This is a genomic window from Novosphingobium sp. RL4, assembly GCF_035658495.1.
GTDB lineage: Bacteria > Pseudomonadota > Alphaproteobacteria > Sphingomonadales > Sphingomonadaceae > Novosphingobium.
Map to the genome: position 1 here is coordinate 2,999,684 of NZ_CP141944.1, position 22,994 is coordinate 3,022,677.

The window sequence follows — 22,994 nt, forward strand, 5'->3', positions numbered from 1 at the left end:
TCATGCCCACACATCTTTACAAGGAATATCTGTAAAGTTTGACAACCGGACTTCGCCGCGCGTTTCGCACTGCACAAATGCCGCCTAACTCAAGGTCATCGCCCAAACACTTTCGACGGGGACTTTTGGCAGTGACCTACCAGAGCAAGATCAGCGAAGCCGGCCAGACCATCGGCACCGAGCCCACCTGGAACGGCATCGAACCGGAATCGGTCGCACGCATGCGTCTGCAGAACCGCTTCCAGACCGGCCTCGACATCGCCCGCCATACCGCGCGCATCATGCGCGAGGACATGGCCGCCTATGACGCCGATCCTGCCCGCTACACCCAGTCGCTGGGTTGCTGGCACGGATTCATCGGCCAGCAGAAGATGATCTCCATCAAGAAGCACTTCGGCACGACCAAGGGCCGCTACCTCTACCTGTCGGGCTGGATGGTCGCGGCGCTGCGCAGCGAGTTCGGCCCCCTGCCCGACCAGTCGATGCACGAGAAGACATCGGTTCCGGCGCTGGTCGAGGAACTCTACACCTTCCTGCGCCAGGCCGATGCCCGCGAGCTTGGCATGATGTTCCGCGATCTGGACAAGGCGCGAGACGCCGGAGACGAAGTCGAGGCCAAGCGGATCGAACATGCGATCGACAGCCACGAAACCCACGTCGTGCCGATCGTCGCCGATATCGATGCGGGCTTCGGCAATGCCGAGGCGACCTACCTGCTCGCCAGGAAGTTCATCGAGGCGGGCGCCTGCTGCATCCAGATCGAAAACCAGGTCTCGGACGAGAAGCAGTGCGGCCATCAGGACGGCAAGGTCACCGTTCCGCATGAGGACTTCATCGCGAAGATCCGCGCGGTTCGTTACGCCTTCATGGAACTGGGCGTGGACGAAGGGCTTATCGTGGCACGGACCGACTCGCTGGGTGCGGGGCTGACCAAGCAGATCGCCTTTACCCGCGAGGCAGGCGACATCGGCGACCGGTACAACAGCTTCCTCGATTGCGAGGAGGTTTCGCCTGATACGCTTGGCCACGGCGAAGTCCTCATCAGCCGCGACGGCAAGTTGATGAAGCCCCGGCGCCTGCCCAGCAATCTCTACCAGTTCCGCCCCGGGACCGGCGAGGATCGCTGCGTGCTCGATTGCATCGAATCCCTCAGGAACGGCGCAGACCTGCTGTGGATCGAAACCGAAAAGCCGCACATCGGCCAGATCGGCGGAATGGTCAGCCGCATCCGTGAGGTGATCCCGAATGCCAAGCTGGTCTACAACAATTCGCCCAGCTTCAACTGGACCCTCAACTTCCGCCAGCAGGTCTACGATGCCTGGGAAGCGGAAGGGCGTGACACCGGCGCCTATGACCGGGCAAAGCTGATGAGCGTGGACTACGACGGCACCGAACTGGGCCAAGAAGCAGACGAGCGCATCCGCACCTTCCAGAAGGACGCGGCGCGCGAGGCGGGGATCTTCCACCACCTCATCACCCTGCCGACCTACCACACCGCCGCCCTGTCGACCGACAATCTGGCGAAGGAGTACTTCGGCGAGGCGGGCATGCTCGGCTACGTCAAGGGCGTGCAGCGTCAGGAGATCCGCCAGGGCATCGCCTGCGTGAAGCACCAGAACATGGCCGGCTCCGACATCGGCGATGACCACAAGGAATACTTCGCCGGCGAGGCGGCCCTCAAGGCCGGCGGCACGCACAACACGATGAACCAGTTCGCTGCCTGAGGCAGCGGAGGGAACCAGTTCGCTCTGAGGCAGCGGGCGAACCAGTTCGCGGCCTCAGGCCCTTGGGGAAGATCCCCGCATAGCAAGGAAAGGAAGGTACTATGACCACCATGACCACCGAACCGGCCCGCGCCCGCGCGGTGCTTTCGAACCAGGACTTCAAGCTGCTTCAGGAAGCCGTGCTGTTCTACATGCGTGCACACGAGGACGATCCGGTCTCGTCGACTTATTCGAACCTCTACCACCGCCTCGGAACCGCGGGTCGGCGCTGAGCCAGTGAAATCCGCAAGGGAACGCCGGCATCGATAACGCCGGCGACCCGCGCGACCGGCCCCTCGGGACCGGATAACCACTCAAGCGTTTTCCTGGGGAGGAAAGCCAAGGCCCGTCGCACTCCGGTGCGGCGGGCTTCTCGTGTCAGTTAACTTTATCTTCGAATGCGCCTCCCCATCGGCAACCAAATGCTCCGCCCTGCGTTGGCAGAAAAATTAACGTCTTGTGGCATAAGGTGATTTCAGCACAGGGGCTTGGTCGTTGGTTCTGGGAAATGCTGAGAAAGAATACGTGATGCCGGACGGCGACCTGCCGACCGGAACGCTCGAAGCCGCACTGGCTGCTGCTTCGCGGGCGGATCAGCGACTGCGCGAAGCGATCGACGTGCTGCCGCAAGGCGTGGTGTTCCTCGACGAGGAAGGCCGATACATCCTGTGGAACCGCAAGTACGAGGAAATCTACTGCCGCTCGGCCGACCTGCTGGAACCGGGCGCCAGGCTGGCCGATACGCTGCGAGTGGGCGTCCAGCGCGGCGACTATCCCGAAGCCATGGGCCGCGAGGAAGAATGGCTGAACGACCGCCTTGCGCTTATCCAGCAGCCCACCAGCCGTCACGAACAGCGCCTGTCCAATGGCCGCTGCATCCTGATCGAGGAACGCAAGACGGAGGACGGCGGCTCGATCGGCCTTCGCGTCGACATTACCGACCTCAAGCAGAAGGAAGAAAGCTTCCGGCTGCTGTTCGAACAGAACCCGCTGGCCATGCTGGTTCACGATTCCGGCACCGGCCGGATCAATACCGCCAACGAATCCGCCTGCCGCCTGTTCGGCTATTCCGCCGCCGAAATGTCGGGCCTCAACGCCCGAAAGCTGTTCGGCGAGGATAACTGGGCTGCTGCCGCCAGAATGCTGGCCGCCAGGAACCCCACCCGCGATGCCGGATGGCAGATGCTGCGGCGCGACGGCGAAGTGGTGGAAGCGGTTGTCTCCACCCGCCGCCTGCTCCTCGATGGCGTGGAAGTGACGATCGTCTCGATCTTCGACGTGACCGAGCGCCGCCGGATCGAGCAGCGCATGGAACACATGGCGCGCCATGACGAACTGACCGGCCTCGCCAACCGCTCGCACTGCCGCGATACCTTGCGTAACATGCTCGACGCGGCCTCGCCTGCCGAAACCGTCACTCTCGCGCTGATCGACCTGGATCACTTCAAGACAGTGAACGATACTTACGGCCATCATTTCGGCGATGCCCTGCTGACCGACGCGGCGCGCAGAATGCGCGAACTCGTGCCGCCAGGCGCCTTGCTCTGCCGGATCGGCGGAGACGAATTCGCGATCATCTTCCGCCGGTCGAGCCTTACGCAAGCCGAACTCGTGAGCAAGGCGATCATCGCGACGCTTTCCGAACCCTTCCACGTCCACGGCAACACCCTGCACATCGGCGCCACCGTCGGCTTTGCCAGCGCGCCCTTCGACAGCACCGACCACGAAACGCTCATGCGCTTCGCGGACCTTGCGCTCTATGCCGCCAAGGCCGAGCGCAGGGGCAGTTGCCGCGCCTTCGAAATGGCGCTGGACGAAGCCGCACAGGCCAAGAGCCGGCTGGAAAAGGACTTGCGCCAGGCCGTCCGCGACGGCGAACTCGAAGTCCATTACCAGCCGCTGCTCAATCTCGAAACGAACACCATCGAATGCTGCGAAGCGCTGCTTCGCTGGAACCACGCCGAGCGCGGCCAGGTCTCGCCCGAAGTGTTCATCCCGCTTGCCGAGGAACTCGGGCTGATCGACAAGCTGGGACGCTTCGTGCTCCAGACTGCCTGCCACGAAGCCATGAAATGGCCTGACGATGTGCGCCTCTCGGTCAATGTCTCGCCGGTCCAGTTCCGCAACGGAAACCTCCTGGGCACCGTCATCAACGCCCTGTCCAGTTCCGGCCTCGCCGCAGACCGGCTTGAACTGGAAATCACCGAGGCCGTGCTGATGGAGCGCGGCCCCCGTCCTGCCGCGATCATCCGCAACTTGCGCTCCTTCGGTATCGGCATTTCGCTCGACGATTTCGGGACCGGCTACTCATCGCTGAGCTACCTGCTCAATTACCCCTTCACCAAGATCAAGATCGACAAGTCCTTCATCCTCAACCTCCACGAAGAGGCCAATTCGCGCGCGGTGATCCGGGCAGTGATCGGTCTGGGCCGCAGCCTCGGCCTCACCGTCGCGGCAGAAGGGATCGAAAGCGAGGTGGAGCGCGAATACCTTCGGGCCGAAGGCTGCACGCAAGGCCAGGGCTTCCTGTTCGGCCGCCCTCAGCCAGGCACGATGCTGCGCTTTTCATCGCAGCCATCGAGCGCGCTCGACGCCGCCTGATCCTTCCCGCAACTGTCACTGAATCCGGCGAATACTTTGCGATCCGGCGCGAGGCAGGGCATGAAGCCGTGACCCACGCCAGAGCCGTCCAAGGAGCCGCTGGATGAAGAACATCGCCACCCTGACGATGAACCCGACGATCGACGCATCCTATGACGTCGGCAAGGTTCGCCACACCAACAAGATGCGTACCGACAACGAGCATTACGCTCCCGGCGGCGGCGGCATCAATGTGGCGCGTGTCTTCGTCCGGCTCGGCGGCAATGCGCGCTGCTACTATCTTTCCGGCGGCGCCACCGGCCCTGCCCTCGACGGCCTGATCGACCTTCACCAACTGGTCCGAACCCGCATCCCCATCGCGGGGTCCACGCGTATCGCTGCCGACATCCTCGAACACGAAACAGGCAAGGAATATCGGTTCACGCCCGCCGGGCCGGAAATCAGCGAAGCGGAATGGCGGGAATGCCTAGATCGCGTCGCCGAAGCCGATTGCGACGTGATGGTCATGAGCGGATCGCTCCCCCCGGGCGTCCCGGAGGACTTCTACGCCCGTGCCACCCGCCTGTTGCGCCCGCGCGGTATCGAAGTCGTTCTCGACACCTCGGGCGCTGCGCTGGTCGCCGGAATCGATGCCGGAGGGCTGCTGCTGGTCAAACCGAGCCAGAGCGAATTGCAGCATTATGCCGGACGCACGCTCGACTCGGTCGGCGCGATCGGGACTGCGGCCATGGAAATCGTCGAGGCGGAGAAGGCCAGGTTCGTCACCGTGACCATGGGCCATGAAGGCGCGGTCCTGGCGCGCGCCGAGGGGCCGTTGTTCCTGCCTGCCCTCAAGGTCGACGCGGCAAGCGCCGTGGGCGCGGGCGACAGCTTCGTCGCGGCGATGGTTCATGCCCTGTGCCGGGGCGACGGCGAACTCGAGGCATTCCGCCGCGGCATGGCCGGCGGCTCCGCCGCCGTGCTGCGCGCCGGCACCGATCTCGCCCGCGCCGAAGACATCGACCGGCTGCTGGAACGGGTGGAACCGCTCTAGACTACGATCGCCCGGCGGCAGAACTCCCAGATTGCCACCCCAAGCGTTTCACGCTCGGCAAGATCGGGGGCGCCGCCTTCCTCCTGAAGCAGCACGGTGTGAACCGTGGTCGAGACAAGGTTGTAGATCAGCCGTGCCTGCAGGCTGGGATCGGCCTGCAGGAGCAACCCCTGTTCGATGCCTTCGGCGACATGGCCGGCAATCAGGTCCAGTAGCGGTTGCAACGCCGCCTGCAATTCGGCCGGGCGAGACTGCGCAAGCCGGAGGTGTTCGCGGCTGAGCGCGGCGCTGCGCAAGTGCGCGCCGCTGCTCCGCGTCTGCCCCAACTGGCCCACGACGATGCCGGAAACGATAACCTGCAACGCCTCCACAGGATTGTCTGCGCGCGACGAGATATCCCGGAACTGCAACGCCGCCGCCCGCAGCGAAGCATCGAATACCGCCAGCACGAGGTCGTCCTTGCTCTGGAACCGCTCATAGAAGGCACGCCGCGCCAGGCCCGTGCGTGACAGCACCGCCCGGATCGTCAGGCCTTCGAGCCCGCCCTCGTCAAGCAGGTCATGCGCCGCCTCTATCAGCAGGCACGTCCGATCGCGTTCGCCGTCATCGAATTCGGCAAGTTGGGTGGGAGACGGTCGAACAGTGGCCATGGGCGATGGATTAGGCCCTCCGTCCGCGCCGGTCCAGTGCCCGCAATTGCGAAGTTCTCGCCGGTGATTGACTTCACCGGGGGGGAGCGGCTAGAAAATGGAGAACAGCGTTCTCAGAAACGCGCTCAACGGATGAAGGACAGGAGAGTTCGATGCCCAAGGTCACTTATGTCGATCACGAAGGTCACACGACCGACGTGGACGTGGCGATCGGCGAAAACGTCATGCGCGGTGCGGTCTATAATGGAATAGAGGGCATCACCGGCGAATGCGGCGGCGGCCTCTCCTGCGCCACCTGCCATTGCTACGTAGACGAGAACTGGACCGAAGCGGTGGGCGGGCCTTCGTCCCAGGCGGAGGAGGAACTGCTGGAATCGGCTGCTGCCGAAGTGAAGCCGAGCAGCCGCCTCTCCTGCCAGATCGACATGACCGAGAGCCTCGACGGGCTCGTGGTGCACATGCCCGAGCATCAGTTCTGAAGCCGGACACAGGGAGAGAACGATGCCTATCGACGCCGCCAACCCGGTTCCGCCCAGTTTTCCGCGCCATGTCGGCATGGACCAGGTGCCCGATCATGTCCCCCCCGAACTGATCCGCCAGTCCGGCCTCACCTTCGGCCCCGATTTCCTGGCCAACCCGCATGACTTCATGGCCGCGCTGCACGAAAAGCAGCCGCCGATCTATTACGACGTCAGCCCGATGGGCAACATGTGGCACCTCACCAAGCATGAGGACGCGCTGTTCGGTCTGCGCCATCCGCAGATCTTCTCGAACGAAGGCGCCACACCCTTCCCGCGCGATCCGAACGACTATTTCTACTTCATCCCGATCGAGATCGATCCCCCGCATCACCGCAAGTACCGCAACATCGTGGACCCGGTGTTCAGCCCGCAGGGCGTGCTTAAGCTCGAACGGCTGATCCACCAGCGCGCGAACGACCTGATCGACGAGATCGAGGCCAAGGTCGCGGCAGGCGGCGAGTGTGAGTTCACCGAGGACTTCGGGCGGCCACTGCCGGTTGCGGTGTTCCTCGACATCATGGGCCTGCCGCAGGACATGCGCGATACGTTCGTGGAATGGGCAATGGAACTGCTCCATTCGAACGACCGCGCGATCATGGGCCAGTCGATGGCCAAGATCACCGCCTATCTCAAGCAAGCCATCGCCGAGAAGAAGGCCAACCCGGACGACGGCGTCGTCAGCCTGATCGCCCATGCGGAACCAGACGGCGTGCCGCTTTCCGACAAGGAAATCTTCGGCTTCGTCTGCTTCCTGTTCATCGCCGGTCTCGACACCGTTTTCGCCACGCTCAACAATATCTGGGCCTGGCTGGCGGAAAACCCCGAGAAGCGTCAGGAAATCATCGACCGTCCGCAGGACATCGACAGGATCGTCGAGGAACTGCTCCGCCGCTGGTCAGTGACCTTCTCCGGCCGGGTGCTTGACCAGGATCATGAAATGCGCGGCGTGCAGATGAAGAAGGGCGATCGCGTCACCTTCATCCTGCCTGCCTGCAACTTCGACCCTGAGGTGTTCCCCGACCCGATGACGGTGAACTTCGACCGCCCCCGCAAGACGATCCTCGCCTTCACGGTCGGCGTTCATAGCTGCATGGGCGGGCACCTTGCACGGCTCGAAGTGAAGATCGCATTGCAGGAATGGCTGAAGCGCGTGCCTGACTTCACGCTCAAGCCCGGCACCCGGATCGAGTACCGCCCCGGCGGCGTGATCGGCCCCGAAGCCGTGCCGCTGGTCTGGTAAGGGCACCGAGCCAAGGGAGCCGCGCCAATCGGTGCGGCTCCCTTTTCATGTCATTGCATCCCGCGCGATCTCCATCGCTGCGAGTTGCAGCCTCAGGCCTTCGTTTTCTGCGCGCAGCGCGGTGATCTCGCGGTGGGCGCGGACGATGGCCGGCACAGCCACCCGAGACGGTTCAGGCCTACGTTTCGGCGGGCCGGCATTCGGGGCGGCACTCCGCAACATGGCCGCAAACCGATTGGCCGAGGCACGAACCCACGCCTCCATCAGGACAAGCGCGCCATCGCGCCAGATGGCCGGCGCACGATCGCTTGTGAGGGGTTCCGGCCCAGAGGACATTGGCATCGCGAAGGCTTCGTCCACGGATAAAGCGGCGCAGGCCTCCTGACAGGCCTGCGCCGCACGAGCAGCGCGCGGGACGACCCTTGGCGCCTGCTCCCCGGACTTCGCCGCCCACAGTCCGGCGGCGCGCCCTGAACTCCCATGATGACCGTCACGGCCTGGCCGCGCCTGCCGAAGTGAACCCGTCCCCCGCCCGTGGCCCTTCGCACAGGAAACCGGCTCGTTTCCGGCCAGTACGGGCTTGGCCCTTGCGGCCTCCCGGCGCCCCTTTACTACCGGCTGCATCAAGGATCGGAGCAGGGTGAGCAGCGGATCCTGCGAGGCACCGTACCCGGCGCGCAGGCCGCAAGTGCACAGCCTGGGGGCGGTCCAGATCCATCCGCGATCATGACACAGCGCCGCTCCGCTTTCAGCGCCCCCACTGGCGTTCCCGTCATCATTGGCAGCCGGAACCATCGAAGGCCCACGCCGCTCCAACGCCAGTTTCCGCACACGCTTCGTCGCGTGCTGCCCCGATGCGCCCCGAGGGTCAGTCTGCAGATGCCGTTCGGCTATGCCTTTCCCGCGCCGCGTTTCCGGTTTCGATCTGTCCCCGGCAGCTTTTCGCGACCCCGAGTCCTGCAACGACCGGTTGCTCCGGGGGTTTGATCCTTTCCCCTTGCTTCCGGGCAGCTCTTCACCCGGGGCCTCTTCGTCCATGGGCTTTCTCCCAAGTTCTGAAGCTTTCCCCATGGCTGTCACGCGAGCGGCCGGGATTGAAGGTCAGTTAACTCCGTTTTCGTCCGACAGCCCGCTGCGCGCGCGGGACACCGCCCAGTGCCTGTGGTTAATCGAACGGAAACGGGCGCACTTGAGTCAACCCGGAGTCCAGGGCCGCGAGCGCCGCCGCAGCCGGGCAAGGCCTCGTGCCCGGCCTTGCAGCACCGAGGATGCAATCGTTGCGCACGCAAAAGCCATGCACAAACGAGCGCGGATCATGCAATTCCGCTTTGAGATCGCGAGAAATTGTTGCAGAGTGCTTGGCGAAAGGCCGCTAGCGGCTTTACCGGCGTTGGGAGAGAGCGCGCCGGGAGGGAGGTCTACTTCCTTTCCGGCGCGCCGATACTTCGCAGGTGCAACATCATCCAAATATTCGGTTTTGACAACCCTGTTCCGCAAAATTGCGGGGCAGGGTTATCGATGCCATGCTGCATGAAGCACCGCTTGTTAGCGGATGCAGCATGCCCTGCTGCGGCTTCATCGCGTGGCGACGCAGGAGGAAGTGATTCGCCGCGCCGCCCGGCCGCATCTCGATTGCGGGCATGGAACGCCTGGGCTAGCCGCGGGGTACATCAGCAGCGAGCCCGTTCTTGACCCAGCCGACCGTCCCCCACCCCACTCCGCCGCGCAAGGGACAGGCCCGGCTGCTCTGGTCCATCGCGCTTCCCGCGATGCTCACCAACGTTGCCACCGCCCTGTTCGGGCTGGCCGACATGTGGGCCATAGGCCGCCTCGGCGATGCACCGGCGCAAGGCGCGGTGGAACTCGGCGCGAAGTACATGATGGGCCTGCTCAACGTGTTCAACTTCCTGCGCACCAGCACCGTCGCGCTGACGGCTCAGGGGACCGGTCGCGCCGACCGGCAAGCGCAGGCGGAAACACTAACCCGCGCCATGGCCGTGGCGATGGGCATCGGGGTGCTGCTGCTCTGCCTGATGCCCGTGGCGATCCCGTTCGGGCTCGACCTGCTCGAAGCGAGGGGGCCGCTGCGCGAAAGCGCCGGGGACTATATCGCCATCCGCTATTGGGCAGGGCCGCTTTGGCTCGGCAACTGCGTGCTGGTGGGATGGCTGATCGGACAGCGACTGGTGCGCCATGTCCTCGTGGTGGAAATCGGCGCCAATATCCTGCACATCGCGCTCGACCTGTTACTCGTCCTCGTCGCGAAGTGGGGCGTTGCCGGCGTGGCAACCGCGACGCTGACGTCGGAACTGTTCAAGTTTCTGGTTCTCGCCGCCATCGTCTTGCGCCGCCCCGAAGCCGGCACGGCCTTCGCCCTGGCCCGGTGCCGGACAACGTGGCGGCGCGGCGAACTGGCCCGCCTTTTCGCACTCAACCGCGACCTGTTCCTGCGAACCCTGTTGCTCACCGCCGTGCTGCTCGCATTCGCCCGTGCCGGTGCGCAGGCCGGGCCGCTGACGCTGGCGGCGAATGGCATCCTGTTCCAGCTCTTCATGCTCGCCACCCTCCTGCTCGACGGCTTCGAAAGCGCCGCACAAGTGCTCTGCGGCGAGGCGCTCGGCGCGCGAAACCGGGCTGGCTTCGCGGCAACGGTTCGCTCGGCACTGCTATGGGGCGGCGTGATGGGCCTTGCCCTCACGCTCGCTTACGCGGTGGGAGGCAAGGCGCTGGCGGCCGCATTCAACACCGATCCGGGGGTGATCGCGGCCACTGCGGTTTACGCGCCATGGCTCACCCTGCTGCCACTGCTCGGGGTCTCGGCCTATGTTCTTGACGGGGTGTTCGTTGGCGCCGGGTGGACGCGGGCGATGATGGGGACGATGCTGGCCGCAATGGCAGGTTACGCGCTGCTGCTCTGGCTGCTCCATCCGCTGGGCAACCACGGCCTCTGGGCGGCCTTCACGATGTTCTTCGTCATTCGCGGGCTGGGGCAGGCTGTGGTGCTGCCCCGCCTCGCAAGGCGCAGCTTCAGCGTTTCCTGAACACCAGGCTCAGGTTGTCGGCAGGCATGGAGATCACCTGTTCCAGATCGAGCCCCCTGACGGCGGCGATATCCGCGACGTCTTCGAGCAGGCGCAGGCCCCATTCGGGATTGCGGCGCTTGAGGTCCTCGTCGAAAGCCGCGTTGCCCGGTTCGATCGCATGTCCCTCGCGGCGGTAGGGACCATAAAGCACGAGCGGCGCCCCCGCGGTCAGCAAACGTCCCGCCCCCGCCATGAGCCCCAGCGCCGATTGCCAGGGGCTGATGTGGACCATGTTGATGCACACGATCGCATCGGCGCTGCCGACAGGCCAGTCCTGCGCGGCAGCGTCGAGTTCGAGGGGCGCCAGCAGGTTGGGCAAGCGCTCCGTCTCCCGCCAGCCCTCGATGGAGGCGCGGGCGGCAGCATCCGGATCTGTCGGCTGCCAGTCGAGCCCGGTCATGGCCCGTGCGAAGTATACCGCATGTTCGCCGGTGCCCGAGGCGATCTCCAGCACAAGGCCGCTCGATGGCAACGCACCGCGTAGTACGGCGAGGATAGGATCGCGGTTGCGGACAACGGCGGGAGCATGGCGGCGAGCGTCGTTCATGCGGCGGGACTAGTCCCGCCGCATCACTCCCACAAGCCCAGCGGATCGCACCCGGCGGTGTCTTCGATCGGGACTTCGCAGCAAGTCTCGGCGGTTCCGTCCATGAACCCGCAGAAGCGTTCATGCAGGGTTTCAAGATTGATGCGCCGCATCTCCACTTCGCTGAACCCGGCCGCAAGGATCGCGGCGAGCGCACGCTGCTTCTGGGCGATAAGGTCTATCGCCTGAAGCTCGCGCAAGTGCCGCGCAACGAAAGTCTCGTCACGGCAGAACACTTCGCCCAGGGCTTCGATCTCGGCGCCGAGTTCGCCCAGGACTTCGGCCATGGCGATGAAGCGCGGCTCGAAAATCGGTTGGTGGATCATCCGCTCAGGCCGCCGCCGCCACGTCGCCCGGCGTACCGCCGGTTTCGCTCAGCGCCCGCAGGTCGAGCACCATGACCATTCGCTCGTCGATGGCGACGAGCCCTTCGAGGAACGGCGTCACCTCGTCCTGCCCCGCATTGGGCGGGGGCTGCAAGGTTTCCGACTGGAGCGCGACGATGTCAGAAACCGAATCCACGATCAGCCCCTGCGCCTGCCCACCCACCTGGCAGACGATGATGGCGTGGCGCGCAGTGGCCTCGGTGGCGGGCCAGCCGAGCCGCGCCGCGAGGTCGATCACCGGCAGGACGGTTCCGCGCAGGTTGACCACGCCGGCGACATAGCGCGGCACACGCGGCATGGGTGTCACCGGGGTCCAGGCGCGTATTTCGCGGATGGCCATGATGTCGAGCGCGAAGATCTGTCCGGCGACTTCGAAAGTGATGAGTTCGCGGTGCATGGCGAGCCTGTCCTCAATGTGCGACGCGGCGAACTGCCGCGACAAGCTTGTCGGTGTCGAAAGGTTTTACGATCCATCCGGTAGCGCCGGCGGCCCGGGCACGGGCTTTCTTCTCGTCCGAGCTTTCGGTGGTGAGAACCAGGATGGGCCGGTCGCGGTGGCGGGTTCCACCGCGCACTTTCTCGATCAGGCCGAACCCGTCGAGCCGGGGCATGTTGATGTCGGTGATGACCACGTCCACCTCGTTCACCGCAAGCCATTCCAGCGCCGAAAGGCCGTCATCCGCATGCGCCACGTCGAAGCCATTGGTGGAAAGCGCATGGTTGAGCAGCGCGCGCATCGAGGCGCTGTCGTCTACGGTCAGGATGCGGGTGCTACGGGACATAGGGAGCCTCGTTTCTTCAGAACAGTTCGACTTCGCCGCGCGCGGCCGGGCGAACGGGGGGCTGGACGACCGGCTCGGGCGCATCGGCCGCCGCCACCATGCGGCAGCGCACGAGACCGGAAGCCGGGCGGAAATCGAGGCGACGTGCGGCAAGGCCGCCAAGATCCTCGCGCACCAGATCGATCCCCTCGCGCAGGAGGAAGCTGCGCGCGAATTCGGCATTGGCGCTGCCGATCCGCTGCATCCCCCGGTGGAGGTTGGCGCCGCCGTACAGGTGCGCGCGCATCCTGTCCTTGCGCCCGCCCTGCTGCAGCATCTCGTTGATGAGCATTTCCATGAGGTAGACGCCGTAATGCACGTCGACCTCGCCCCGTTCGGTGCCGGACAGCGGCTTGGGCAGGAGAAAATGGTTCATTCCGCCCAGTCCCGCGGCGGGATCGTGGAGGCAGGTGGCGACGCAGCTGCCCAGCACGGTGCCGAACTCGTCCGCCGGCGAGGCGCTCACGCGGAACTGCCCCTGGAGCACGGTGACATGGCTCATGCCGTCCAGCCGATTGTCAAGCATCGCCTCAGGCCGCCTGATGCAATGCATGACGCGCAATGCGGTCGATCGGCGCGACGACGCTGGCAGCGCCGAGCGAAATCGCCGCGCGCGGCATTCCGAAAACCGTGCAGGTGCTTTCATCCTGCGCGATGGTGTGTGCTCCGGCGCGGCTCATCGCCAGCAGCCCGCGCGCGCCGTCCTGCCCCATGCCGGTAAGGAGGATTCCTACGGCCCCGCTTCCCACTTCCGCCGCAACCGAAGCGAACAGCGCGTCCACGCTCGGGATGTGCCCGGAAACCGGCTCCCCCCGGCGCAGCCTTGCGTGCAGCGCGCCGCCTCCCCCACCGCTCATCGCCGCCTTCACTGTGAGGTGGCAGTCCGCTTCGGCGGCGAGATAGACGTTGCCATGGCGCAGCGGCATATCCTGCGCCGCAACCTGCACCCGCGCCGGGCACACCTGGTCGAGCGTGCGCGCGATGGCCGGGGCGAAGCGCGGGTTGACGTGCTGGACGATCAGCGTCGGCGGGCAGTCTTCCGCGAAATCGCGCAGCAGAACCTGCAGCGCCTCGACCCCGCCGGTAGAGGAGCCGACCGCGATCAGCCGCGTGTCGCGCCGGATCGAACGGCGGCCCTCCTCTGCCACGGCCCGGGTCGCCGGGCGGTGAAAGCGGACTTGCGCAGCCTGCCGGATCATCGCCGCCAGTTCGCCGCCATCCTGAAGCGTCAGGCGGCCCGAGCGATCGTACTTGGCATAGCAGTCCACCGCGCCGAGGCCGAGGGCGCGCGCGGTAACCTCGCTGCCCTCCTGCGTCGCGCCGGAGACGACGATCACCGGAGTTGGCCGCAGGGTCATGATCTTCTCGAGGAAATCGAGCCCGTTCATACCCGGCATCTCGATGTCGAGCGTTACCACATCGGGATCGAGCCGCTTGATCATCTCGCGCCCCTCGGCGGCGTTGGATGCGGCGGCAACCACCTCGATGTCGCCCTGCTCTCGCAGCCGGGACATCAGGATCGCACGCATGGTGGGGGAATCGTCGACGATGAGGACGCGGATGCTCATGCGCCCCTCCGGCGGTAGATCGTCGGGCCGACCAGTTCGAGCAGGTCCGCCGCCGATCCGGTCACCCGCTCGGAATGGCCGATGTAGAGGTGGCCGCCCGGAAGCAGCGCCTCGGCGAAGCGGCGCACGAGCCGCTCGTTGGTCGCGGCGTCGAAATAGATCATGACGTTGCGGCAGAAGATCACGTCGAACCGGCCCCGGATCGGCCATTCGCCAAGCAGGTTGAGCGCGCGGAACCGAACGATGGAGCGCGGCGGCTCGGCCAGCGTCACGTGTCCGTGCTGCTCGGCCGTCCAGAGCCTGCGCAAGTCCTGCGGCACCGGCTTGAGATCCTTGGCCGCGTAAGTCGCGCCCGCCGCCTTCTGCAGCGCGTGCGGGGCGATGTCGCTGGCAAGCACGCGCAGGTCGCGGCGCGCGAGGTCTATTCCCGCCGCCCGGTCCGGGCCCAGCAGGGTCATGACGATCGACCATGTTTCCTCGCCGCTTGAACATCCCGCCGACCACAGCCGCACGGGGTCGCGCTGGTGGAGCTTTTCCACGAGGCGCGGGCGGACCTCGCCCTGCAGATGCTCGAAGTGGTGCGCCTCGAGGTAGAAAAAGGTGTGGTTGGTGGTGAGCGCCGCCACCGCCCTGCCCATTTCCTCACCGTTCGCGCGCATCATCTCGATATAGCGCGAGAACGTGACCGCCCCCGCCGCGCGTACCAGCGGGGCGAGGCGGGAATAGACCAGCATCGCCTTGCCGTGCGGCAGGACGATGCCGACCGCCTCGTGGACGATCCGCGAGACCGCCGTGAAATCGGCGGTGCTGTAGATTTCCGGGCTGACGCCGGGAACCGGGTCGGTCATCGCGCTCGTGGCCATCACGCCGCCTGCCTTTCCGGGCCGGACGCCTCCGGTCCCGGCATCGCCGGAGACGACAGGACGCAGGCAACCAGACCGTCCACGTCGACGATCAGGGCCACCCGCCCGTCACCCAGGATGGTCGCCCCGGCCACGCCTTCCACCGATCGGAAGTTGGTCGCCAGGCTCTTGATGACGAACTGGCGCTGGTCCTGGATGTCGTCCACCAGCAGCGCAGCCTGCCCGGCGCTCTCGGTATCGACGACGACCAGCACGCCTGCCCCCGCCGAAGGTGCGCCGCCGCACGCGCCCAGCGCCTCGTGCATGGCGATGACCGGGATGAAGCGTCCACGCACGTTGAGCACCTGACGGCTCGTGCCGATGCCCTGCACCTCGTTCTCGCCGGGACGCAGGCTCTCCACGACATGGGAGAGCGGCACCACCAGGGTCTGGTCGCCGACGTTGACGATCATGCCGTCGGAAATGGCGAGGGTTAGCGGGAGCGTGAGGATGAATTTCGTGCCCTGCCCCGGCGTGCTCTCGATCGTGATCCGTCCGCCCAGTTCCTTCACGTTCTGCCGCACCACGTCCATGCCGACCCCGCGCCCCGAGATGTTCGAGACGACTTCCGCGGTGGAGAAGCCCGGCGCGAAGATCAGGTTGTCAATCTCCTCGGCGGAAAGCTGCGTGTCGCTGCCGACGATGCCCTTGTCGATGGCCTTGGCCAGCACGCGCTCCCGGTTGATGCCCGCGCCGTCATCGGCGATGGAGATGAGGATGCGGCCGGAGCGATGCTCGGCAGCAAGGGTCAGCGTGCCTTCGGGACGCTTTCCGGCGGCGATCCGCTCTTCGGCGCTTTCTATGCCGTGGTCCACCGCGTTGCGGATCAGGTGCGTCAGCGGCTCGCCGAGGCGTTCGATCACGGTCTTGTCGAGTTCGGTGGTTTCCCCCAGCACTTCCAGCCGCACATGCTTGCCGGTGGTCGCGGCCAGATCGCGCAGGATGCGGGGAACCCGGCTGAACACGCTGGCGATCGGCTGGGCCCGGATCGACATGGCGCTTTCCTGCATGTCCCGCGTGAGGCCTTCGAGCAGCGAGAGTTCCTCGCTCGCGGTGACGCCCGCCCCCTCCAGCCGCTGCACGAGCATGGCCTGCGCGATCACCAGTTCGCCCACCAGGTCGATCAGGCGGTCCAGCTTGAAAAGATCGATGCGGATCGACTGCCCGGCGGCAGACGCGGCGGCGGGCTCGCCCTTCCCCGGCAGCGGCTCGGCCCTGCCGGCAGGCGCTTCGGACGGGACCGTTTTCGCCGCCGCTTCGGCCGGGGGCATGGCGATTTCGGCGGGTTCGACAGGCGGGATCGCCTCGCCCTCCCCGATCGCCAGCACGCAGTCCTCGCCGATGAAGTCGAATATCTCGCGTACCATGTCCTCGGCGACATCGCCCGGCATCGCATAGCTCCAGCCGAGATAGCCCTGCGAAACGTCAAGCTGGTCCAGCGGCGGCACGTGCGAAATGTCGCAGTGCAGGCATTCGCCGCCGAGCGCAGCCACATCGCGCAGCATCAGCAGCGGCTCGCTGCCGTTGCGCATGGCACCTGCGCGGGGGCGAATGTGGACCTGCCAGCGCGGCTGTTCGCGCGGCGGCAGGTCGAACCCGCCGGTGAGATCGTCAAGCAATGCATCGAGGTCGAGCGCGAAATCCTCGGCGGCCGGGGCTTCCGGCGCGGGCATGGCGGCGGGTTCCGGCTCAGGCGCATGGGCGTGGGCGTGCTGCGGATTGGCCATCGCCGCTTCCATCTCGGCAATCAACGCCGCATCGGCCGGCGGCGCACCGTCCTCCCGCGCGGCCTCGACATGGTCGGAAAGCGTGTCCAGCGCGCGCAGCAGCAGGTCGACCAGCTTGCGTTCGATCGGCACCAATCCCTCCCGCACGTCGGAGAGCAGCGTCTCGAAGACATGGGTATAGGCCTGGAGCGCGGCATAGCCGAAAGCGCCTGCCCCGCCCTTGATCGAATGGACACCGCGGAACACCGCGTTGACCGTATCGGCGTCCTGGGTGCCCGCCTTGCAGGCGGCCAGACCGGCTTCGGCGGCGGCAAGCGATTCCTCGCACTCGGCAAAGAAGATCTGCTGGATTTCCTCGGGGCTCATGCCGCGGCATCCTCGAAGAGTTCCGCGGTCAGGCCGGTCAGTTCCGCCACATCGCGCAGGACAGGAGACGGTGCGATCACCGCCCCGCCGCCGCTGCGACGTGCCGAAACCAGCAGTTGCAACATGGCCTGCCCCATATGCTCCACCCCCGAACCGTCGATCCCCATGGGCTCGGTGCCCATGGCCGCCGCCAGTTCCGGCCAGAGCGCCTCGGCGGCGGCCCGGTCGCAGCGGGCAGGAAGGATGATGCTGGTCATGTCGGGCCCCGCAAAAGAAGATCGGTCCGATCCACCTATCCGCCGCGATGCCAACAGCGGGTTTTCCCCGGGCTCAGGCGAGTCCCGTATCGGGATGGAGGGATTTCGTTCCATCCTTGGCGATATCGCGGGCGCCCCAATGCGGTTTTTCGCAAACGAGAAGGCCCCCCTCATGCATGACGCCCGCGTGCTGGTAGTCGACGATTCAGCCGCCATGCGCGCGCTGTTCTGCGACGTGCTGGAGCAGTCCAAGAACGTGCGCGTCGTCGGCACTGCCGCCAGCGCCGCCGAAGCCCGCGACCAGATCGCCGAGCTTTTGCCCAATGTCGTCACGCTCGACGTCGAGATGCCGGGAATGAGCGGAATCGAGTTCCTGGAGGAGATCATGAGCACCAATCCGATGCCCGTGGTCATGCTGTCCGCCCTGACACAGAGCGGCACTGAAACGTCACTGAAAGCCTTTGAGCTGGGGGCGGTGGAATGTTTCCCCAAGCCGCTCAAGGCGACGCCCGAACAATTCGCCAAGACCGTGGGCAAGCTCGGCAAGATCGTCCTTGCCGCCGCCAATTCCAACGTCAGGGACCGTCCCCGCCACCGCGCCGCCAAGCCCGCCGAGAACAACGGCGGCTATGTCGCCAATGGCCGGCTTGCCGCCTTCAGCACATCGATGGGCGGTGTCGACGCCCTGACCGAAGTGCTCTCCCACTATCCGAAGTCGTGCCCGCCGACGGTGATCGTGCTCCAGACCGAACCGGCGCTCGCCGAGATGTTCATCGCCCGCGCCGACAAGGACAGCGCCTGCGCCGTCAAGGCCGCTGCCGACGGGGCCGAGCTGGTGCCGGGCGTGGTCCACATCGCTTTCGATCCCGGCCGCCACGTCATCGTGGAACCCGGCGCCCCGGCGCGCATTCGCCTGGTCGAACGCGATCCGGTCGAGGGCTTCCGTCCATCTGCCACGCTGCTATTCGGCTCCATCGGCCGGGGCGGCATGCCCGCCATCGGCGCGGTGCTGACCGGCATGGGCGAGGACGGCGCCAAGGGGCTCAAGCTGCTTCAGGCGGCGGGCTGCCGCACCCTTGCGCAGGACCGGGCGAGCGCCACGGTGCCGCAGGCCCCCGCCGCCGCGGTCGAAGCGGGCGCGGTGGATGCGGAACTCAAGCTGGAGGATCTCGCGGCCGACGTGCTGGCCCGTTGCGGCGCAGGCTGACAGAGAAAAGCCGCCGACGCCGGGGGGGATGGCATCGACGGCTCTCCTGGCCTCAGGCGGGACGAGGGATCAGTGCCCGCCCGAAGCCGGCTTCGCACCGCGCGGGGGACGCGGGGCGATCCAGATGGTCATGGCTGCGATCAGCAGCAGGATGGCGCAGAGGGCGAAGACGTGGACGGTGCCCAGCGCCGTCCCCTGCGCGGTAACGAGGTTGTCGATCGTGCCGCGCGCCTGCTCCATGGACATGCCTGCCTGCTGAAGCTGGTTCACGGTCTGCTCCGAACCGTTGAGCATTCCCGACAGTTCGGCCTTGTTGTGGCGGGACATGTCGTCCCAGGTCGTCGTGACCAGTGCGGTGGCGATGGCGCCCGCCAGGGTGCGGCCGAAGTTGGCGATGCCCGCAGCCGATGCGGTTTCGTCGGGCCGCACCGAACTGAGGCTGATCGTGGTGAGCGGCACCATGAACAGCGACACCCCGACACCCTGCACCAGCTGCGGCCAGGAAATCGCCCAGAACGTGGAATCGCTGGACCAGCCGGTGCGGAACACCGCGCACATCGCGATCCACGAGATGCCGATGAACACCAGCAGCCTGGGATCGAAACGCTGCATCAGCTTGGGCACGAAGGGCGATGCGATCACCGCCAGCACGCCGGAGAAGGCCATCGCCTCGCCCGCCTGCGTGGCGGTGTAGCCCATCGAGGTCTGGAGCCATTGCGGGATCACCACCACCGACGAGAAGTAGGTGCCGAAGGCGATGGTCAGCGAGAAGGTCGCCGCGCTGAACCCCCGGTGCCGGAACACCTTCAGGTCCACCACCGGATGCTCCTCGGTCAGTTCCCACACCACGAAGGCGATGAAGAAGATCACCGCGATGCAGGCCAGCGCCACGATGAAGGGCGAACCGAACCAGTCGTGCTCACGGCCGAGATCGAGCATCATCTGGAATGCGCCGACCCAGCAGATCAGCAGGAACAGCCCCACCATGTCGATCGGCAGCGAGCGCGTCGGCGTCTCCATGCCCTTGAGGATCGTGGCGAGCGCGAAGAACACCAGGATCACGATCGGCACGTTGATGAAGAAGATCCACTCCCACGACCAGTTGTCGGCGATGTAGCCGCCCAGGATCGGGCCCGCGATCGGGGCCGTCACCACGGTCATCGCCCACATCGCCATGGCGCGCGGGTGCATGTGCTTGGGGAAGATGCGCAGCAGCAGGGTCTGGGTAAGCGGCATCAGCGGACCGCCGCAGAACCCTTGCCCGAGGCGGAACACCACCAGCAGCGGGAAAGTATGCGCGATGCCGCAAAGCGCGGAAAACACGCCGAAGCCCACCAGCGACATGAGGAACACGCGCAAGGTGCCGAAGCGGCCGGAAAGCCACCCCGTCAGCGGAACGCAGATCGCCTCGGCCACGGCGTAGGACGTGATCGCCCAGGTGCCGTTGGACACCGAAACGCCAAGCCCGCCCGCGATGTGCGGGATCGAGACGTTGGCGATCGTCATGTCCAGCACGACGACGAAGTTCGCCATGGCCAGCAGGAAGCCCGCGATCAGCAGCTTCCCGCCCGTCAGAGTGCCTTCCTCGCCTGCTCCGGCTCCGGCAGCAGGTGCGCTGGCCATCAGTCGGCGTCCGCCAGTTCGATCTCGGCATCCATCGAGAGACCGATGCGCAGCGGATGCGCCTCAAGCTCCTTGGGATCGAGCTCGATGCGAACCGGCAGGCGCTGCACCACCTTGATCCAGTTGCCGGTCGCGTTCTGGGCCGGGATCAGCGAGAAGGCCGAACCGGTGCCGCCCGCAAAGCCGATCACCTTGCCGTGGTAGACCACGCCGCTGCCGTAGAAGTCCGACTTGAGCGTCGCCTTCTGGCCGGGGCGGACCTTGCCGAGCTGCGTCTCCTTGAAGTTCGCATCGACATAGAGGTGGCCCACCGGAACCACGGTCATCGCCACGCCGCCGGTCTGGACCTTCTGGCCGACCTGGATGGCGCGCTTGGCGATCACGCCGTCGATCGGCGCGCGCACGACAGTGCGTTCGAGGTCGAGCTTCGCCTGATCGAGCTTGGCCTGGGCCTGGCGGATTTCGGGTGCGGTGGTGTCCGTGGTGCCCTTGGTGAGAGCGACCGAGGCTTCTTCCTGACGGCGGGCGCTGACGGCGGCGGCCTGCATCTGGGCGAGCATGGCGCGCGCCTCGCTGGCGGCGGCCTGCGCCGAGGACAGCTGCTGGCGGGCGGTGGTCAGTTCGTCACCCGAAACCGCGCCGCTGCCGACAAGGGCCTGGCGGCGGGCGAAGTCGGTCTTCGCCTTGGTCAGGGTGGCCTCCGCCGAAGCCACGCTGGCCTTGGCCGAATTGATCTGCGCGTCGCTGGCGTCCGCCGAAGCGCCGAGCGCGCGGTTCTGCGCCAGCGACTGCCCGTAGCGACGCTGCGCCGCGGCGAGTTCGGCTTCGGCCTGCGCCAGCGCGATGCGCTGGTCGGCATCCTCGATGCGGAACAGCAGCTGCCCCTTGCGGACCGGCTGGGTGTCCGTCACGAGCACTTCGACCACGCGGCCCGAAGTCAGCGGGGTCACTTGCGCATTGTCGCCGCCGACATAGGCATTGTCGGTCGAGACCGAGCGGCTGCCGATGAAGACATCATAAGCGAAATAGATCAGGCCCACCGCCGCCACGCCAACGGCAAGGCCGATCAGGAGCGGCTTGCGCTTGTTTTTGTTGAGAACGCTCCCGGAGCCCTGCTCATTGGTTTGTTCGTCACTCATTACTCGGGAGCCTTCTTGCTTGAATTGTCTTCGTAACCGCCGCCCAGCGCGCGCTTGAGCGCGACTTCGCTGGCAAGGGTCCGGAAATGGGCATCGACGGCGGCCTGCCGCGCATCGAGCGCGGTGGTCTCGGCGCTCAGCGCGTCGAGGTAGTTGCCAAGGCCGCCCTTGTAGCGCTTCATGGCGATGTCGTAGGCGCGGGCCGACTGGTCCCGCGCGTCCGCCGAGGCCTGTTCCTGCTCGGCCGCCGCATTGCGCGTGGCGAGCGCATCGGCCACGTCCTGCAGCGCGCCGATCACGGTGCCGTTATAGTCCGCCACCGCAAGATCGTAGGCGCCGCGAACCTTGGTGTATTCGCCCTTGAGCCGGCCGCCCTGGAAGATCGGCAGGCTGATCGCGCCGCCGGCGTTTCCATAAGTGGACCCGCTCTTGAACAGGTTCGAGAGGCCGAGCGACTGGAGGCCGAACAGGCCGCTGATCGAGATATCGGGCAGGAAGGCGGCCTTGGCGGCATCGATCCGCTTGCCCGCGCCTTCGGCGCGCAGACGCGCCGCAACGATGTCGGGACGGCGACCGACCAGGCCGATGCCGGCATCGGCGGGAACCGGCGTGACCGGCAGGCTGGTAATCGCGGTCGGCACGATGGCGAGGCCGCGATCCGGCCCGGCGCCAAGCAGCGCGGCAAGCGCGTGGCGGCGCAGCAGGATCTGCTCGTCATTGGCGGAAAGCGCGGCCCGTGCGGAAGCCGACAGCGACTGCGACTGGCGCAGCGGCAGTTCGCTGTCGAGGCCCTGACGGTTGCGCTGGTCGCTGAGCGTGACCATCGCCTCGCGCGCCTTCACCGCTTCCTTCAGCGCCTCTCCGCGCGCCACGAGGCGGGCGAGGTCGAAGTAGGAGGAGACCACGTTCGAGGAGAGCATCAGCTCGGCCTGGCGGGCATCGGCCTCGGCGGCTTTCTCCTCGGAAGTCGCGGCGGCGAGCGCCTTGCGGTACTTGCCCCAGAGATCGAGGTCGAAATCGCCCGAGAGCGCCAGATCGCCGGTGCTCTTCCAGCCCTTGGGCACGAAGTCGGCCGGGATGCCGTTGTTGTAACTCTGCTTGGTGCCGCCCGCCGAACCCTGCCCGTTGACGGTCGGCAGGGTGGAAGCCCCGGCCACCAGGGTTGCGCCGCGCGCCTGCATGATGCGGGCCTGCGCCTCGGCCACGTCAGGCGAATTGGCCAGTGCCTCGGCCACCAGGGCATCGAGCTGGGCATCGCCATAGGCGGTCCACCACTGCTGCTGCGGCCATGCCCCGTCGGACGCCGCGCCCGGCGGCGACGCCAGCGACCGGGCGCTGTCCAGGGTTGCGGGAGCCCGCATCTGCGGCTTCGGCCCGAGGTCGGGCACGGCGCAGGCGGACAGCGAAAGGCCTACGGCGAGCATCGAAGCTGCCGCGACTCGGGGAAGATTGATCGTACTCATCAGTACAGTTTTTATCGGAGCCCGGCTTGCGCCTGTCAACGGAAAAGTGTACTGACCA

General features: G+C 66.3%; 21 protein-coding genes. 8 read left to right on the forward strand and 13 right to left on the reverse strand.

What is annotated here, in order from left to right:
- The first annotated feature begins 131 nt into the window (after positions 1-131).
- The 4 genes from U9J33_RS14570 to U9J33_RS14585 all read left to right on the forward strand — a co-directional run bounded on the left by U9J33_RS14570 (position 132) and on the right by U9J33_RS14585 (position 5,397).
- Entirely contained in the window at positions 132-1,724 is a 1,593-nt protein-coding gene (locus U9J33_RS14570) for an isocitrate lyase (RefSeq protein WP_324696284.1), read from the forward strand.
- Between the two features lie 101 nt (positions 1,725-1,825).
- Positions 1,826-1,996 (forward strand): hypothetical protein, encoded by a 171-nt coding sequence (locus tag U9J33_RS14575; protein ID WP_165913302.1) that lies wholly within the window; start codon positions 1,826-1,828, stop codon positions 1,994-1,996.
- Between the two features lie 295 nt (positions 1,997-2,291).
- The gene (locus tag U9J33_RS14580) at positions 2,292-4,364 is read left to right on the forward strand and encodes a putative bifunctional diguanylate cyclase/phosphodiesterase (protein ID WP_324696287.1); all 2,073 of its coding nucleotides are present in this window, start codon (positions 2,292-2,294) and stop codon (positions 4,362-4,364) included.
- A gap of 103 nt (positions 4,365-4,467) precedes the next feature.
- A complete protein-coding gene (locus U9J33_RS14585; RefSeq protein WP_324696289.1) occupies positions 4,468-5,397 on the forward strand; it encodes a 1-phosphofructokinase family hexose kinase in 930 nt (309 codons plus the stop codon).
- Here U9J33_RS14585 and U9J33_RS14590 read toward each other — a convergent pair.
- Positions 5,394-6,047, reverse strand: a complete 654-nt coding sequence (locus U9J33_RS14590; protein ID WP_324696291.1) for a helix-turn-helix domain-containing protein — start codon at positions 6,045-6,047, stop codon at positions 5,394-5,396. The two genes, U9J33_RS14585 and U9J33_RS14590, sit on opposite strands and share 4 nt — an antisense overlap.
- A gap of 152 nt (positions 6,048-6,199) precedes the next feature.
- On the opposite strand from U9J33_RS14590, the gene U9J33_RS14595 reads away from it, so the two are divergent.
- The 3 genes from U9J33_RS14595 to U9J33_RS14605 all read left to right on the forward strand — a co-directional run bounded on the left by U9J33_RS14595 (position 6,200) and on the right by U9J33_RS14605 (position 10,849).
- On the forward strand, positions 6,200-6,526 hold the full coding sequence (locus tag U9J33_RS14595) for a 2Fe-2S iron-sulfur cluster-binding protein (RefSeq protein ID WP_054436809.1): 327 nt from the start codon (positions 6,200-6,202) through the stop codon (positions 6,524-6,526).
- Between the two features lie 22 nt (positions 6,527-6,548).
- Positions 6,549-7,808, forward strand: a complete 1,260-nt coding sequence (locus U9J33_RS14600) for a cytochrome P450 (RefSeq protein ID WP_054436811.1) — start codon at positions 6,549-6,551, stop codon at positions 7,806-7,808.
- Positions 7,809-9,496: 1,688 nt separating this feature from the next.
- Positions 9,497-10,849 (forward strand): MATE family efflux transporter, encoded by a 1,353-nt coding sequence (locus U9J33_RS14605; protein WP_324696295.1) that lies wholly within the window; start codon positions 9,497-9,499, stop codon positions 10,847-10,849.
- Here U9J33_RS14605 and U9J33_RS14610 read toward each other — a convergent pair.
- The 9 genes from U9J33_RS14610 to U9J33_RS14650 are packed head-to-tail and all read right to left on the reverse strand — an operon-like array spanning position 10,836 to position 17,504.
- A complete protein-coding gene (locus tag U9J33_RS14610; protein ID WP_324696297.1) occupies positions 10,836-11,438 on the reverse strand; it encodes a DUF938 domain-containing protein in 603 nt (200 codons plus the stop codon). The genes U9J33_RS14605 and U9J33_RS14610 overlap by 14 nt on opposite strands.
- A gap of 23 nt (positions 11,439-11,461) precedes the next feature.
- Entirely contained in the window at positions 11,462-11,803 is a 342-nt protein-coding gene (locus tag U9J33_RS14615) for a hypothetical protein (protein WP_054436819.1), read from the reverse strand.
- Positions 11,804-11,807: 4 nt separating this feature from the next.
- Positions 11,808-12,260 carry a chemotaxis protein CheW gene (locus U9J33_RS14620; protein WP_054436821.1) on the reverse strand — a complete coding sequence of 151 codons (453 nt, stop codon included), beginning with the start codon at positions 12,258-12,260 and terminating at the stop codon, positions 11,808-11,810.
- 13 nt (positions 12,261-12,273) lie between these two features.
- A complete protein-coding gene (locus U9J33_RS14625; RefSeq protein ID WP_324696300.1) occupies positions 12,274-12,645 on the reverse strand; it encodes a response regulator in 372 nt (123 codons plus the stop codon).
- Between the two features lie 16 nt (positions 12,646-12,661).
- Entirely contained in the window at positions 12,662-13,210 is a 549-nt protein-coding gene (locus tag U9J33_RS14630) for a chemotaxis protein CheD (RefSeq protein ID WP_054436822.1), read from the reverse strand.
- Between the two features lie 4 nt (positions 13,211-13,214).
- Complete coding sequence (cheB, locus tag U9J33_RS14635; protein WP_132469630.1) at positions 13,215-14,252, reverse strand: chemotaxis-specific protein-glutamate methyltransferase CheB; 1,038 nt, start codon at positions 14,250-14,252, stop codon at positions 13,215-13,217.
- On the reverse strand, positions 14,249-15,115 hold the full coding sequence (locus U9J33_RS14640; RefSeq protein ID WP_324699064.1) for a protein-glutamate O-methyltransferase CheR: 867 nt from the start codon (positions 15,113-15,115) through the stop codon (positions 14,249-14,251). The genes cheB and U9J33_RS14640 overlap by 4 nt, the downstream gene beginning before the upstream one ends.
- Complete coding sequence (locus U9J33_RS14645) at positions 15,115-17,247, reverse strand: chemotaxis protein CheA (protein ID WP_324696303.1); 2,133 nt, start codon at positions 17,245-17,247, stop codon at positions 15,115-15,117. The genes U9J33_RS14640 and U9J33_RS14645 overlap by 1 nt, the downstream gene beginning before the upstream one ends.
- Positions 17,244-17,504 (reverse strand): STAS domain-containing protein, encoded by a 261-nt coding sequence (locus U9J33_RS14650; RefSeq protein ID WP_324696305.1) that lies wholly within the window; start codon positions 17,502-17,504, stop codon positions 17,244-17,246. Before U9J33_RS14650 ends, U9J33_RS14645 begins: the two co-directional genes overlap by 4 nt.
- A 139-nt stretch (positions 17,505-17,643) precedes the next feature.
- Here U9J33_RS14650 and U9J33_RS14655 point away from each other — a divergent pair, with 139 nt between their 5' ends.
- Positions 17,644-18,711: a chemotaxis protein CheB gene (locus U9J33_RS14655; RefSeq protein ID WP_324696306.1), complete on the forward strand. Its 1,068-nt coding sequence runs from the start codon at positions 17,644-17,646 to the stop codon at positions 18,709-18,711.
- A gap of 69 nt (positions 18,712-18,780) precedes the next feature.
- Here U9J33_RS14655 and U9J33_RS14660 read toward each other — a convergent pair whose 3' ends face one another.
- The 3 genes from U9J33_RS14660 to U9J33_RS14670 are packed head-to-tail and all read right to left on the reverse strand — an operon-like array spanning position 18,781 to position 22,936.
- The gene (locus tag U9J33_RS14660) at positions 18,781-20,334 is read right to left on the reverse strand and encodes a DHA2 family efflux MFS transporter permease subunit (RefSeq protein WP_054436828.1); all 1,554 of its coding nucleotides are present in this window, start codon (positions 20,332-20,334) and stop codon (positions 18,781-18,783) included.
- Positions 20,334-21,473 carry an HlyD family efflux transporter periplasmic adaptor subunit gene (locus U9J33_RS14665; protein ID WP_054436831.1) on the reverse strand — a complete coding sequence of 380 codons (1,140 nt, stop codon included), beginning with the start codon at positions 21,471-21,473 and terminating at the stop codon, positions 20,334-20,336. Before U9J33_RS14665 ends, U9J33_RS14660 begins: the two co-directional genes overlap by 1 nt.
- Positions 21,473-22,936: an efflux transporter outer membrane subunit gene (locus U9J33_RS14670; RefSeq protein WP_185996915.1), complete on the reverse strand. Its 1,464-nt coding sequence runs from the start codon at positions 22,934-22,936 to the stop codon at positions 21,473-21,475. The genes U9J33_RS14665 and U9J33_RS14670 overlap by 1 nt, the downstream gene beginning before the upstream one ends.
- Positions 22,937-22,994 lie beyond the last annotated feature (58 nt).

Bases quoted from the DNA above. Each gene is read 5' to 3' on its own strand.
- U9J33_RS14595 (WP_054436809.1), top strand. From the start codon at position 6,200: ATGCCCAAGGTCACTTATGTCGATCACGAAGGTCACACGACCGACGTG.
- U9J33_RS14580 (WP_324696287.1), top strand. From the start codon at position 2,292: ATGCCGGACGGCGACCTGCCGACCGGAACGCTCGAAGCCGCACTGGCT.
- U9J33_RS14655 (WP_324696306.1), top strand. From the start codon at position 17,644: ATGCGGTTTTTCGCAAACGAGAAGGCCCCCCTCATGCATGACGCCCGC.
- U9J33_RS14620 (WP_054436821.1), bottom strand. From the start codon at position 12,260: ATGCACCGCGAACTCATCACTTTCGAAGTCGCCGGACAGATCTTCGCG.
- U9J33_RS14630 (WP_054436822.1), bottom strand. From the start codon at position 13,210: ATGCTTGACAATCGGCTGGACGGCATGAGCCATGTCACCGTGCTCCAG.
- U9J33_RS14600 (WP_054436811.1), top strand. From the start codon at position 6,549: ATGCCTATCGACGCCGCCAACCCGGTTCCGCCCAGTTTTCCGCGCCAT.
- U9J33_RS14585 (WP_324696289.1), top strand. From the start codon at position 4,468: ATGAAGAACATCGCCACCCTGACGATGAACCCGACGATCGACGCATCC.
- U9J33_RS14650 (WP_324696305.1), bottom strand. From the start codon at position 17,504: ATGACCAGCATCATCCTTCCTGCCCGCTGCGACCGGGCCGCCGCCGAG.
- U9J33_RS14640 (WP_324699064.1), bottom strand. From the start codon at position 15,115: ATGGCCACGAGCGCGATGACCGACCCGGTTCCCGGCGTCAGCCCGGAA.
- U9J33_RS14660 (WP_054436828.1), bottom strand. From the start codon at position 20,334: ATGGCCAGCGCACCTGCTGCCGGAGCCGGAGCAGGCGAGGAAGGCACT.
- U9J33_RS14610 (WP_324696297.1), bottom strand. From the start codon at position 11,438: ATGAACGACGCTCGCCGCCATGCTCCCGCCGTTGTCCGCAACCGCGAT.
- U9J33_RS14670 (WP_185996915.1), bottom strand. From the start codon at position 22,936: ATGAGTACGATCAATCTTCCCCGAGTCGCGGCAGCTTCGATGCTCGCC.
- U9J33_RS14575 (WP_165913302.1), top strand. From the start codon at position 1,826: ATGACCACCATGACCACCGAACCGGCCCGCGCCCGCGCGGTGCTTTCG.
- U9J33_RS14615 (WP_054436819.1), bottom strand. From the start codon at position 11,803: ATGATCCACCAACCGATTTTCGAGCCGCGCTTCATCGCCATGGCCGAA.
- U9J33_RS14665 (WP_054436831.1), bottom strand. From the start codon at position 21,473: ATGAGTGACGAACAAACCAATGAGCAGGGCTCCGGGAGCGTTCTCAAC.
- U9J33_RS14625 (WP_324696300.1), bottom strand. From the start codon at position 12,645: ATGTCCCGTAGCACCCGCATCCTGACCGTAGACGACAGCGCCTCGATG.
- U9J33_RS14645 (WP_324696303.1), bottom strand. From the start codon at position 17,247: ATGAGCCCCGAGGAAATCCAGCAGATCTTCTTTGCCGAGTGCGAGGAA.
- U9J33_RS14590 (WP_324696291.1), bottom strand. From the start codon at position 6,047: ATGGCCACTGTTCGACCGTCTCCCACCCAACTTGCCGAATTCGATGAC.
- cheB (WP_132469630.1), bottom strand. From the start codon at position 14,252: ATGAGCATCCGCGTCCTCATCGTCGACGATTCCCCCACCATGCGTGCG.